This window comes from Massilia sp. CT11-108 (genome assembly GCF_047302915.1).
In the GTDB taxonomy this organism is placed as follows: Bacteria; Pseudomonadota; Gammaproteobacteria; order Burkholderiales; family Burkholderiaceae_D; genus Telluria; species Telluria orientalis.
Genome location: NZ_JBKYMO010000123.1, coordinates 1 through 13095, shown reverse-complemented (window position 1 = coordinate 13095; position 13095 = coordinate 1). Strand labels below are relative to the sequence as shown.

Here is a 13095-nt window from a genome sequence, read left to right as displayed (position 1 = left end):
CGCTCGCTGTGGTCAGCTCGCGGCGGGACTTCCACCCACAAGAGTGCGCCCATGCTGGGCGCACCAAAAAAAACGGCACCCCTCGAGGTGCCGTTTTCATCAGCTGATTAAGCCAAGGCTGAAGCGATCACTCGCCGTCGCCGTGATGCTGTTCGACCGAAGCCGCAGCGTTCTGCTGGTCTTCCATCGCCTGCAGCTCGGCAGCCATGTTGGCCTTTTCCTGCTGCAGCAGCGCTGCGCGCTCTTCCGCTTCCCACGCTTCTTTCTCCTTGCGGGCGCGGTGGAATGCCAGACCGGTACCGCCCGGGATCAGGCGACCGACGATGACGTTTTCCTTCAGGCCGCGCAGACCGTCGCGCTTGCCCATGATCGCCGCTTCGGTCAGCACGCGGGTGGTTTCCTGGAACGATGCGGCCGAGATGAACGAGTCGGTCGACAGCGATGCCTTCGTGATACCCAGCAGCACGTTCTCGTAGGTCGCCGGCAGCTTGCCTGCGGCCGTCACGCGGTCGTTTTCTTCCAGCAGTTCCGAACGCTCCACCTGCTCGCCGACGATGTAGTCGGTGTCGCCGGCTTCGACGATCTGAACACGACGCAGCATCTGGCGAACGATCACCTCGATGTGCTTGTCGTTGATCTTCACGCCCTGCAGACGGTACACGTCCTGCACTTCGTCGACGATGTAGCGGGCCAGCGCTTCGATACCCAGCAGGCGCAGGATGTCTTGCGGATCGGCCGGGCCGTCCACGATCATCTCGCCCTTGTTCACCACCTGGCCGTCGTGCACCAGCACTTGCTTGTCCTTGGTGATCAGGAACTCGTGCTTGTTGCCGTCCATGTCGGTGATTTCCAGGCGCTGCTTGCCCTTGGTCTCTTTACCGAATGCGACCGTACCGGTGACTTCCGCCAGCATGCCGGCATCTTTCGGCGAACGGGCTTCGAACAGCTCGGCAACGCGCGGCAGACCACCGGTAATGTCACGGGTCTTCTGCGATTCGGTCGGGATACGTGCAAGCACTTCACCCACCGATGCCTGCTGGCCGTCCTTCACCATGATCAGCGCGCCGACCTGGAAGCCGATCGTCACGGCGTGTTCCGTGCCCGCGATCTTGACTTCCTGGCCTTGTTCGTTCAGCAGCTTGACCTGCGGACGCAGGACCTTGCTGGCCGAACCGCGGCGTTTCGGGTCGATCGCCACCAGGGTCGACAGGCCGGTCACGTCGTCGACCTGGCGAGCGACGGTGACGCCCTCTTCCACGTTCTCGAACTTGATCGTGCCACCGTATTCCGTGATGATCGGACGGGTCAGCGGGTCCCACGTTGCCAGCGGCACGCCGGCCTTGACGACCATGCCGTCCTGGACGGCCAGCGTCGCGCCGTACGGCACCTTGTGACGCTCGCGCTCGCGGCCATGGTCGTCCGTGATCAGCACTTCGCCCGAACGCGAAATGACGATCTGGGCGCCCTTGCCGTTGGTCACGTAACGCATGGTCGCCGTGAAGCGGACCGTACCGTTCGACTTGGCTTCCACCGACGATGCCACTGCCGCACGCGATGCCGCACCACCGATGTGGAACGTACGCATGGTCAGCTGGGTACCCGGCTCACCGATCGACTGTGCTGCCACGACGCCGACGGCTTCGCCGGAGTTCACCAGCATACCGCGGCCCAGGTCACGGCCGTAGCACTTCGCGCACAGGCCATAACGGGTGTCGCAGTTCAGCGGCGTGCGGACCTTCACTTCGTCGATGCCCAGGCGCTCGATCTCTTCGACCATGTCTTCGTCCAGCAGCGTGCCGGCTTCGTACAGGGTTTCCTGCGTTTCCGGATTGACGACGTCGGTACCGGTCACGCGGCCCAGGATACGGTCGCGCAGGGCTTCGATCACTTCACCGCCTTCGACCATCGCCTTCATGTGCGTGCCGTTGGTGGTGCCGCAATCGTCTTCCGTCACGACCAGATCCTGCGTCACGTCGACCAGACGACGGGTCAGGTAACCCGAGTTTGCCGTCTTCAGCGCGGTGTCGGCCAGACCTTTACGGGCGCCGTGCGTCGAGATGAAGTACTGCAGAACGTTCAGGCCTTCGCGGAAGTTCGCGGTAATCGGCGTTTCGATAATCGAACCGTCCGGCTTCGCCATCAGGCCGCGCATACCGGCCAGCTGACGGATCTGGGCCGCGGAACCGCGGGCGCCCGAGTCGGCCATCATGTAGATGGCGTTGAACGACTCTTGCGTGCCTTGCGTGCCGTCGCGCTTCGTGACCGGCTCCACTTTCAGCTGGTCCATCATCGCCTTGCCCACTTCGTCCGAGGTCTTGCCCCAGATGTCGACGACCTTGTTGTAACGCTCGCCGGCGGTGACCAGACCCGAGGCGTACTGCTGCTCGATCTGCTTCACTTCCGCTTCGGCGGTCGCGATCATGCCCTTCTTGACGTCCGGGATCAGCATGTCGTCGACGGCGATCGAGATACCGGCGCGCGTTGCGAGACGGAAGCCCGACTGCATCAGCTTGTCGGCGAACACGACGGTCGCACGCAGGCCGCACTTGCGGAACGACGTGTTGATCAGCTTCGAGATCTCTTTCTTCTTCAGCGCGCGGTTCAGCACCGAGAACGGCAGGCCTTTCGGCAGGATCTCGGACAGGATCGCACGGCCGACCGTGGTCTCGTAGCGGGTCAGCGTCTGGTCGAAGCCGCCTTCGGCGTTGCGCGGGAATTCCACGATACGCACGGTGATGCGGGTCGCCAGTTCGACTTCCTTGTTGTCGTACGCGCGGATGACTTCCGACACGTCCGGGAACAGCATGCCTTCGCCCTTGGCGTTGATCGCCTCGCGGGTCGCGTAGTACAGACCCAGCACGATATCCTGGGACGGCACGATCGACGGTTCGCCGTTCGACGGGAACAGGATGTTGTTCGACGCCAGCATCAGCGTACGCGCTTCCATCTGTGCTTCGATCGACAGCGGGACGTGGACTGCCATCTGGTCACCGTCGAAGTCGGCGTTGAACGCCGCGCAGACCAGCGGGTGCAGCTGGATTGCTTTACCTTCGATCAGGACCGGCTCGAACGCCTGGATACCGAGACGGTGCAGCGTCGGCGCACGGTTCAGCATCACCGGGTGTTCCTTGATGACTTCTTCCAGGATGTCCCAGACGACCGGTTCCTGCTGCTCGACGAGCTTCTTCGCAGCCTTGATGGTCGTTGCGAGACCCATCAGTTCCAGCTTGTTGAAGATGAACGGCTTGAACAGCTCGAGGGCCATCAGCTTCGGCAGACCGCACTGGTGCAGTTTCAGCTGCGGACCCACCACGATGACCGAACGGCCCGAGTAGTCGACGCGCTTGCCCAGCAGGTTCTGACGGAAGCGGCCGCCCTTACCCTTGATCATTTCAGCCAGCGACTTCAGCGGACGCTTGTTGGCGCCGGTCATCGCTTTGCCGCGACGGCCGTTGTCCAGCAGCGAGTCCACTGCTTCCTGCAGCATGCGCTTTTCGTTACGCGTAATGATCTCCGGAGCGCGCAGTTCCATCAGGCGCTTCAGGCGGTTATTACGGTTGATGACGCGGCGATACAGGTCGTTCAGGTCGGACGTGGCGAAACGGCCGCCATCCAGCGGGACGAGCGGACGCAGCTCCGGCGGCAGGACCGGGAGCACTTCCATGATCATCCATTCCGGCTTGATGCCCGAACGCTGGAACGCCTCGAGCACTTTCAGGCGCTTGGCGTATTTCTTGATCTTGGCTTCCGACTTCGACTCTTTGAGTTCGACGCGCAGGGCTTCGGCTTCGCGGTCGATGTCGATCGAGCGCAGCAGTTCACGGATGCCTTCGGCGCCCATGAATGCGGTGAAGTCGTCGCCGTACTCTTCGTACTTGGCGGCGTAGTCGTCTTCCGACATGATCTGGCACTTCTTCAGCGGGGTCATGCCCGGATCGGTCACGACGTATGCTTCGAAGTACAGGACGCGTTCGATATCGCGCAGCGTCATGTCCAGGACCATGCCCAGACGCGACGGCAGCGACTTCAGGAACCAGATGTGCGCGACCGGCGAGGCCAGCTCGATGTGGCCCATGCGCTCACGACGGACTTTCGCCAGGGTGACTTCGACGCCGCACTTCTCGCAGATGACGCCGCGGTGCTTCAGGCGCTTGTACTTGCCGCACAGGCATTCGTAGTCCTTGATCGGACCAAAGATTTTCGCGCAAAACAGGCCATCACGTTCCGGCTTGAACGTACGGTAGTTGATGGTCTCCGGCTTCTTGACTTCGCCGAACGACCACGAACGGATTTTCTCGGGCGACGCCAGGCCAATCTTGATGGCGTCGAAGCTCTCGTTTTGCTGAACTTGCTTGAATAGATCGAGCAGTGCTTTCATTTATCACTCCGGGTGATTGAATTCTTTACTTCGCTTCCGTCGTTCCCGCGAAAGCGGGAACCCATACTGAGCCACTTTAGCCACTTCAGCATGGGTCCCCGCCTGCGCGGGGACGACGGCGTACTGGCTATTAGCTGCGCTCGAGATCGATGTCGATACCCAGCGAGCGGATTTCCTTCACCAGCACGTTGAACGATTCCGGCATACCCGCATCGATCACGTGGTCGCCCTTGACCAGGTTCTCGTACACCTTGGTACGGCCGTTCACGTCGTCCGACTTGACGGTCAGCATTTCCTGCAGCACGTACGATGCGCCGTACGCTTCCAGTGCCCACACCTCCATCTCACCGAAGCGCTGGCCACCGAACTGGGCTTTACCGCCCAGCGGCTGCTGCGTCACCAGCGAGTACGGACCGGTCGAGCGGGCGTGCATCTTGTCGTCGACCAGGTGGTGCAGCTTCAGCATGTGCATGAAGCCCACGGTCACCTTGCGCTCGAATGCTTCGCCGGTGCGGCCGTCGTACATCGTGACCTGGTTCTTCGACGGGGTCATGCCCAGGTGGGCCGCGATCTCGTCCGGGAAGGCCAGATCCAGCATGCGGCGGATCTCTTCTTCGTGGGCACCGTCGAACACCGGGGTCGCGAACGGCACGCCGTTCTTGAGGTTGTTCGCCAGCTCGACGATTTCCTGGTCGCTGAAGTTGTCCAGGTCTTCCTTCTTGCCCGTTTCGTTGTAGATCTTGCCCAGGAACGCGCGCAGTTGCTCGGTCTCGGCCTTGGCCTTGATCATTTCGCCCAGGCGCAGGCCCAGACCTTTCGCTGCCCAACCCAGGTGGGTTTCCAGGATCTGACCGACGTTCATACGCGACGGAACGCCCAGCGGGTTCAGCACGACGTCGGCCGGCGTACCGTCGGCCATGAACGGCATGTCTTCCACCGGCACGATACGCGAGACCACACCCTTGTTACCGTGGCGGCCTGCCATCTTGTCGCCCGACTGCAGGCGGCGCTTGACGGCCAGGTAGACCTTGACCATCTTCTGCACGCCCGGCTGCAGCTCGTCGCCCTGCGTGAGCTTCTTGCGCTTCTCTTCGAAGGCCAGGTCGAACTGGTGACGCTTCTCGTTGATCGACTCCTTCATCGCCTCCAGCGCGTTGGCGGTTTCGTCGTCGGCCGGACGGATGTCGAACCAGTGGAATTTATCCAGGTCGTCCAGGTAGGCCTTGTCGATCACGGCACCCTTCGCCAGCTTCTTCGGACCGCCGTTGACGGTCTTGCCGACCAGCAGACGCTCCAGACGCTGGAACGCATCGCCTTCGACGATACGCAGCTGGTCGTTCAGGTCCAGGCGGAAGCGCTTCAGCTCGTCGTCGATGATCTGCTGGGCGCGCTTGTCGCGCACGATGCCTTCACGGGTGAACACCTGCACGTCGATCACGGTACCGACCATGCCCGACGGCACGCGCAGCGACGTATCTTTAACATCCGACGCTTTTTCACCGAAAATTGCGCGCAGCAGCTTCTCTTCCGGCGTCAGCTGGGTTTCGCCCTTCGGCGTCACCTTACCGACCAGCACGTCACCGGCCTGCACTTCGGCGCCGATGTAGACGATGCCCGACTCGTCCAGGCGAGCCAGCTGGTTTTCCGCCAGGTTCGAGATGTCGCGGGTGATTTCTTCAGGGCCCAGCTTCGTGTCACGCGCCACGACCGACAGTTCCTCGATGTGGATCGAGGTGTAGCGGTCATCCTTGACGACGTTTTCCGAGATCAGGATCGAGTCCTCGAAGTTCAGGCCGTTCCACGGCATGAACGCCACCAGCATGTTCTGGCCCAGTGCCAGTTCGCCCAGGTCGGTCGAGGCGCCGTCGGCGATGACGTCGCCGCGTGCCACGCGATCGCCCACTTTCACGATCGGACGCTGGTTGATGTTGGTGTTCTGGTTCGAACGGGTGTACTTGATCAGGTTGTAGATGTCGACACCGACTTCGCCAGCCTGCGCTTCTTCGTCGTTCACGCGGATCACCACGCGGCCGGCGTCGACGTAATCGACGATACCGCCACGGGTCGCCTGCACGGTCGTGCCCGAGTCGACCGCCACGGTGCGCTCGATGCCGGTACCGACGAAGGCTTTTTCCGGACGCAGGCAAGGCACGGCCTGGCGCTGCATGTTGGCGCCCATCAGTGCGCGGTTCGCGTCATCGTGCTCGAGGAACGGAATCAGCGATGCCGCCACCGACACGATCTGGCCCGGGGCCACGTCCATGTACTGGATGCGTTCCGGCGACACGAGGATGGTCTCGCCCGCTTCACGTGCCGAGACCAGCTCGTCGACCAACTGGCCTTCTTCGTTGATCTGCGCGTTCGCCTGGGCGATGATGTAGCGGCCTTCTTCGATCGCCGACAGGTATTCGATCTTGTCGGTGACTTTCGAACCTTCGACCTTGCGGTACGGGGTTTCCAGGAAGCCGTATTCGTTCAGGCGGGCAAACAGTGCCAGCGAGTTGATCAGGCCGATGTTCGGGCCTTCAGGCGTTTCGATCGGGCAGACGCGGCCGTAGTGGGTCGGGTGCACGTCGCGGACTTCGAAGCCGGCGCGCTCGCGGGTCAAGCCGCCCGGGCCCAGTGCGGAGACACGGCGTTTGTGCGTGATTTCCGACAGCGGGTTGGTCTGGTCCATGAACTGCGACAGCTGCGACGAACCGAAGAATTCGCGGATCGCGGCCGAGATCGGCTTGCTGTTGATCAGGTCGTGCGGCATCAGGTTGTCCGCTTCGGCCTGGCCGAGGCGTTCCTTGACGGCGCGCTCAACGCGCACGAGGCCGGCGCGGAACTGGTTTTCGGCCAGTTCGCCCACGCAACGCACGCGGCGGTTACCCAGGTGGTCGATATCGTCGACTTCGCCGCGGCCATTGCGCAGCTCGACCAGGATCTTGATCACGGCCAGGATGTCTTCGTTCGACAGGGTCATGTCGCCGACCAGTTCGTCACGGCCGATACGGCGGTTGAACTTCATGCGGCCGACGGCCGACAGGTCGTAGCGTTCCGGGCTGTAGAACAGGCCGTGGAACAGCGCTTCCACCGATTCTTCGGTCGGCGGTTCGCCAGGACGCATCATGCGATAGATCGCCACGCGGGCAGCGGTCTGGTCGGCGGTGTCGTCGGTGCGCAGCGTCTGCGAGATGTAGGCGCCCTGGTCCAGGTCGTTGGTGTACAGCGTCTGGATCGCGTCGATGTTGGCGTCGCGCAGCTTGCCCAGCAGCTCGTCGGTCAGCTCGTCATTGGCGTTGGCGATGATCTCGCCGGTGTCGCCGTCGACGACGTTCTTCGCCAGCACGCGGCCGACCAGGTAGTCTTCCGGCACCGAGATGTGCGTGATGCCGGCGTTCTCGACGTCGCGCACGTTCTTGGCGTTGATGCGCTTGTCCTTCGTTACCAGCGTCTTGCCGGTCTTCGGATCGACGATGTCGAAGCGCGCGACTTCACCGCGCAGGCGCTCGGCCACGAATTCCAGTTCCGCGCCTTCCGAGCGCAGGTTGAAGTTGTCGAACACGAAGAAGTTCGCGAGGATCTGCTCCGGCGTCATGCCGATGGCTTTCAGCAGGATCGTCACCGGCATCTTGCGGCGGCGGTCGACGCGGAAGAACAGGATGTCCTTCGGGTCGAACTCGAAGTCCAGCCACGAGCCGCGGTAAGGAATGATACGTGCCGAGAACAGCAGCTTGCCCGACGAGTGCGTCTTGCCGCGGTCGTGCTCGAAGAACACGCCCGGCGAACGGTGCAGCTGCGAGACGATCACGCGCTCGGTGCCGTTGATCACGAACGAACCGTTGGCGGTCATGAGCGGCAGTTCGCCCATGTACACTTCCTGTTCCTTCATTTCCTTCACGACGGGCTTGGTCGGCGATTCCTTGTCCAGGATCACCAGGCGCACCTTGGCGCGCAGCGGCGACGCGAAGGTCAGGCCGCGTTGTTGGCATTCCTTGACGTCGAAAGCGGGGTCACCCAGCACGTAGGACAGGAACTCGAGGCGCGCAAAACCATTGTGCGACACGATCGGGAAGATGGAGGTGAAAGCCGATTGCAGACCTTCGTTCTTGCGTACGGAGGGCCCTGCATCCGCTTGCAGGAAATTCTCGTAAGACTCCAGCTGCGTAGCGAGGAGGTAGGGAACGTTGTGAACGTTGGCGCGCTTCGCGAACGACTTGCGAATGCGTTTCTTCTCAGTAAATGAGTAGTGCATGGACACTCCGTGAGTGACAGAAAGGATGAGAATTCAGGAATTGCCAGTGGTTAAGCCACCACATGCAAGGCCTCAAATCTCGCCGCAATCGGCCGGGTGATTGGGAACCTGTGCTGCTGTGTTACGATAATGCTGTGCTGCGGTGCTACCAAAACCTAAGGGTACTGCTTGTTTTGTCGTAGGGACGACAAAAGAGCCAAAGCCGCATACCCCACCTTCCGGCGGGGATCTGCGCGCTTTGACTCCGGCGCGGGGCGCTGATTCAGCGCCCTTTGCATATGTATTACTTGAGCTCGGCCTTGGCGCCAGCTTCTTCCAGCTTCTTCTTGGCGGCTTCAGCGTCAGCTTTCGGCAGGGCTTCCTTGACGGTCTTCGGTGCGCCATCAACGACGTCCTTGGCTTCTTTCAGGCCCAGGCCGGTGATTTCGCGGACGGCCTTGATGACGCCGACCTTGTTCGCGCCGACTTCGGTCAGGACGACGTTGAATTCGGTCTGCTCTTCAGCAGCCGGTGCAGCGGCGCCGCCGCCAGCTGCCGGTGCGGCCATTGCAGCTGCCGACACGCCGAACTTCTCTTCGAATGCCTTGACCAGGTCGTTCAGTTCCATGACCGACATTGCGCCAACTGCGTCCAGGAACTCTTCTTTGCTAATTGCCATTTGAAACTCCAAATATTTGATTGTGATTAGTACTTGACCAAAAAGGCTTGCTTATTCTGCTGCTGCGGCTTCTGCCGGAGCTGCGGAACCTTCGCCTTTTTGTGCTGCGATTGCAGCCAGAACTCGTGCAAAGCCGGACACCGGAGCCTGCATGACGCCCAGCAGCTGGGCGATGAGGACTTCACGGCTCGGGATGCTTGCCAGCGCGTTGACGCCAGCGACATCCAGGTTCTTGCCAGCGTAGTTACCGCCCTTGACCACCAGTTTGTCGTTGGTCTTCGAGAAGTCGCTGAGCACCTTGGCGGCTGCCACGGCGTCGTCCGAGATCGAGTAGATCAGCGGACCAACCATGGTGTCGGCCAGGGGTGCGAACTGGGTGCCTTCCACAGCGCGACGAGCCAGCGTGTTCTTCAGAACACGCAGGTACACGCCCTGCGAACGAGCATTTGCACGGAGTTTCGTCAGAGCACTAACCTGGATGCCACGGTACTCGGCGACGACGATGGTTTGCGCGGTTGCTACTTTCGCGCTAACTTCTTCGACGACGACCTTTTTGTCATTCAGATTAAGACCCACGGTCAATCTCCTTAAATGATGTGAGGGACGTCCCCCGCATCGGTTCGAACACGGCGTCCGAAGTTAAGAAGTACGACAAAAGCATCGACTACAAAACTTGTTCGGGTTCGCCATCTGCGTTGGGTTTTTTGTATTAACCTCCGGCAGGTGCTAAAACTCGCTCTGCCTTCGGCCCAACGGTCTTTGATTGCCTGGCGGGGTTCAGTCCGCCAGCCCAAAGATCCGCCCTGCGTTACTTTGCAGGGACTTAATTCTTGCTATTAAGCAGCCAGGGTAGCGTGATCGACACGCACGCCAGCGCCCATGGTCGACGAGATCGCGACCTTGCGCAGGTAGATACCCTTCGACGAAGCCGGCTTGGCCTTGTTCAGGGCGTCGATCAGCGCGACCAGGTTGGTCTTCAGCTGTTCGTCGCTGAACGACTTGCGGCCGATCGTGGCGTGGATGATACCTGCCTTGTCGGTACGGTACTGGACCTGACCGGCCTTGGCGTTGCGCACGGCGCCAGCCACGTCCGGGGTCACGGTGCCGACTTTCGGGTTCGGCATCAGGCCGCGCGGGCCCAGGATCTGACCCAGGGTACCGACGATACGCATGGTGTCCGGCGAAGCGATGACGACGTCGAACGGCATGTCGCCGGCCTTGACGCGTTCTGCCAGGTCTTCCATACCGACGATGTCGGCGCCGGCGGCTTTAGCCTGCTCGGCCTTGTCGCCTTGTGCGAAGACGGCGACACGCACGGTCTTGCCGGTACCAGCCGGCAGGACGACGGAACCACGGACGACCTGGTCCGATTTCTTCGGATCCACGCCCAGTTGCACGGCGACGTCGATCGACTCGTTGAACTTGGCGGTTGCGAATTCTTTGACGATTGCAACGGCGTTGTCGAAAGCGTAGGCCTTGTTACGGTCGACCTTGGCTTTGATTTCTTTGACGCGCTTGGACAGCTTGGCCATATTAGATACCCTCCACCGTGATGCCCATCGAACGAGCCGAGCCGGCCACGACGCGCACAGCAGCGTCCAGGTCAGCGGCGGTCAGGTCCGGCTGCTTGATTTTTGCGATTTCTTCAGCCTGGGCACGGGTCAGCGTGCCGACCTTGTCGGTGTGCGGCTTCGGCGAACCTTTGGTAACGCCCGAGAATTTCTTGATCAGGTACGTTGCCGGCGGGGTCTTCATCTCGAAGGTGAACGACTTGTCCGCGAAGGCGGTGATCACGACCGGAATCGGCATGCCCGGTTCCATGCCTTGAGTCTTGGCATTGAAGGCCTTGCAGAATTCCATGATGTTCAGACCGCGCTGGCCGAGGGCCGGGCCGATCGGGGGGGACGGGTTTGCTTTACCAGCCGGCACTTGCAGCTTGATAAAACCGACGATTTTCTTTGCCATGATAGGCTCCTTTGTCGATTATGAGTGGTAGCGCTCCACCATACCGGCGCTCCGATCAAGCTACTGCGCGTTGCATTTTCGGTCTGCGATGCTCGCTGTACTGAAGTACAGCTGCGCTTCTCAGGCTGGGCGCCCCCACCGAAACTGCCGCCGCTCGCTACGCTTTCTCGGAGTGCCTTTTCCTGGCGGAGCTCCTCTTATCGGATTCCGCCTTGCTGCTGCGACGCTCCGATTCGGCGTTTTAGACTTTCTCTACCTGCCCGAACTCCAGTTCCACCGGAGTCGCGCGGCCGAAGATGGTGACAGACACACGCACCTTCGATTTTTCGTAGTTGACTTCCTCGACAGAGCCGTTGAAGTCGGTGAACGGGCCTTCCTTGATCCGCACCTGCTCGCCCACTTCGTACAGCACTTTGGGCCGCGGCTTCTCGACACCTTCCTGGACCTGCTGCATGATCTTGTCGATCTCGCGCGCCGGAATCGGGGTCGGCTTGTTGCTCTTGCCGCCGATGAAGCCAGTGACTTTCGGCGTGTTCTTCACGAGGTGCCAGGTCTCGTCGGTCATTTCCATCTCGACCAGCACATAACCCGGGAAGAAGCGACGCTCGGTCACCGATTTGCTGCCATTCTTGACTTCGACCACTTCTTCGGTCGGAACCAGGATGCGGCCGAATTGTTCCTGCATGCCGCCGCGCTCGATGCGGTCGGTCAGGCCGCGCATCACGCTCTTCTCCATGCCGGAGTAGACATGCACGACGTACCAGCGCTTGTTGCTGACCGGAGTACTCAGCGGCGCACCAGCGTCTTGTGCCGGGGCGTCACCCGGCACGTTATCTTGCTGAACGTTATCGCTCATTATTATTTCCACCCCAGGATCACGTCGTACATCAGAAATTCCAGAATCTTATCCGTGCCCCACAGGAAAATTGCCATCACCAGCACGAACCCGAACACCACGGCGGTGATCTGGGTCGCTTCCTTGCGGGTAGGCCATACAACCTTCTTCGTTTCACGTACGGATTCCTTCGCGAAGCTCAGGAAATCGCGGCCGGTCGCGGAAGTCCACAACAGCAGGACGGCAATAGCCAAACCAGCCACGAGTGCGCCTGCGCACATCAGGGCTGGTTTGTTCTGGCCTTTCAGAATGAAAAAGCCGACCACACCTGCAATCGTAGCAACCACTGCCAGCGCGACCTTGAACTTGTCGTTCGAGGTGCCGACGGTTTGCACGGATTGATTAGACATACTTAATTTACTTTCGGGTGCCTGGCACCGAATTCGGTGGCAGGGGCGGAGGGCATCGAACCCCCAACCTTCGGTTTTGGAGACCGACGCTCTGCCAATTGAGCTACGCCCCTACAAAAACTTCTAGTTGAATCGAGCATTATACGCTACTTGGGTATTTCGCGCAACACTCTATTGTTGGGCGGAACAGAATCGTTCCGCCCGGAGGTACAACAGTATTACTTAGGCGATGATCTTGGCAACCACGCCGGCACCGACGGTGCGGCCACCTTCGCGGATTGCGAAGCGCAGACCTTCTTCCATCGCGATCGGAGCGATCAGCTTGACGGTGATCGACACGTTGTCGCCCGGCATGACCATCTCTTTGTCGGCCGGCAGAACGATCGAGCCGGTCACGTCAGTCGTACGGAAGTAGAACTGCGGACGGTAGTTGTTGAAGAACGGGGTGTGACGGCCGCCTTCGTCCTTCGACAGGACGTACACTTCGCCCGTGAAGTCGGTGTGCGGCTTGATCGAACCCGGCTTGGCCAGGACCTGGCCACGCTGGACGTCTTCACGCTTGGTACCGCGCAGCAGCAGGCCGACGTTGTCGCCAGCTTGACCCTGGTC

The 13095-nt window shown here is 60.9% G+C and carries 9 protein-coding genes and 1 tRNA gene; all 10 read right to left on the bottom strand.

All coding sequences use genetic code 11. The annotated features are described in order from the left end of the window. Window positions 1-127 precede the first annotated feature (127 nt). Window positions 128-4378 carry a DNA-directed RNA polymerase subunit beta' gene (gene rpoC / locus ACEN88_RS12470; protein WP_413339965.1) on the bottom strand — a complete coding sequence of 1417 codons (4251 nt, stop codon included), beginning with the start codon at window positions 4376-4378 and terminating at the stop codon, window positions 128-130. Window positions 4379-4508: 130 nt separating this feature from the next. After that, entirely contained in the window at window positions 4509-8618 is a 4110-nt protein-coding gene (gene rpoB / locus ACEN88_RS12465) for a DNA-directed RNA polymerase subunit beta (RefSeq protein WP_413339963.1), read from the bottom strand. A gap of 283 nt (window positions 8619-8901) precedes the next feature. Beyond that, window positions 8902-9276, bottom strand: coding sequence for a 50S ribosomal protein L7/L12 (gene rplL, locus ACEN88_RS12460; protein WP_056128709.1), 375 nt, complete (start codon window positions 9274-9276; stop codon window positions 8902-8904). A 51-nt stretch (window positions 9277-9327) separates the two neighbouring features. Continuing rightward, window positions 9328-9852 carry a 50S ribosomal protein L10 gene (rplJ, locus tag ACEN88_RS12455; RefSeq protein WP_056128711.1) on the bottom strand — a complete coding sequence of 175 codons (525 nt, stop codon included), beginning with the start codon at window positions 9850-9852 and terminating at the stop codon, window positions 9328-9330. Between the two features lie 260 nt (window positions 9853-10112). Further along, window positions 10113-10808: a 50S ribosomal protein L1 gene (rplA, locus tag ACEN88_RS12450; RefSeq protein WP_056128713.1), complete on the bottom strand. Its 696-nt coding sequence runs from the start codon at window positions 10806-10808 to the stop codon at window positions 10113-10115. 1 nt (window position 10809) lies between these two features. Next, entirely contained in the window at window positions 10810-11241 is a 432-nt protein-coding gene (gene rplK, locus ACEN88_RS12445; protein ID WP_036239070.1) for a 50S ribosomal protein L11, read from the bottom strand. 241 nt (window positions 11242-11482) lie between these two features. Then, on the bottom strand, window positions 11483-12097 hold the full coding sequence (nusG, locus tag ACEN88_RS12440; RefSeq protein WP_413339960.1) for a transcription termination/antitermination protein NusG: 615 nt from the start codon (window positions 12095-12097) through the stop codon (window positions 11483-11485). A 2-nt stretch (window positions 12098-12099) separates the two neighbouring features. After that, window positions 12100-12486 carry a preprotein translocase subunit SecE gene (gene secE / locus ACEN88_RS12435; RefSeq protein ID WP_056128720.1) on the bottom strand — a complete coding sequence of 129 codons (387 nt, stop codon included), beginning with the start codon at window positions 12484-12486 and terminating at the stop codon, window positions 12100-12102. 37 nt (window positions 12487-12523) lie between these two features. After that, window positions 12524-12599, bottom strand: a tRNA-Trp gene (locus tag ACEN88_RS12430). Window positions 12600-12708: 109 nt separating this feature from the next. Then, window positions 12709-13095: elongation factor Tu (locus ACEN88_RS12425; protein ID WP_413339958.1), on the bottom strand; the 387-nt coding region annotated here is incomplete at its 5' end.

What these genes read in the sequence shown, in the direction of transcription:
- nusG (WP_413339960.1), bottom strand. Translation starts at nt 12,097, where the DNA reads ATGAGCGATAACGTTCAGCAAGATAACGTGCCGGGTGACGCCCCGGCA.
- rpoC (WP_413339965.1), bottom strand. Translation starts at nt 4,378, where the DNA reads ATGAAAGCACTGCTCGATCTATTCAAGCAAGTTCAGCAAAACGAGAGC.
- rpoB (WP_413339963.1), bottom strand. Translation starts at nt 8,618, where the DNA reads ATGCACTACTCATTTACTGAGAAGAAACGCATTCGCAAGTCGTTCGCG.
- rplA (WP_056128713.1), bottom strand. Translation starts at nt 10,808, where the DNA reads ATGGCCAAGCTGTCCAAGCGCGTCAAAGAAATCAAAGCCAAGGTCGAC.
- rplL (WP_056128709.1), bottom strand. Translation starts at nt 9,276, where the DNA reads ATGGCAATTAGCAAAGAAGAGTTCCTGGACGCAGTTGGCGCAATGTCG.
- secE (WP_056128720.1), bottom strand. Translation starts at nt 12,486, where the DNA reads ATGTCTAATCAATCCGTGCAAACCGTCGGCACCTCGAACGACAAGTTC.
- rplK (WP_036239070.1), bottom strand. Translation starts at nt 11,241, where the DNA reads ATGGCAAAGAAAATCGTCGGTTTTATCAAGCTGCAAGTGCCGGCTGGT.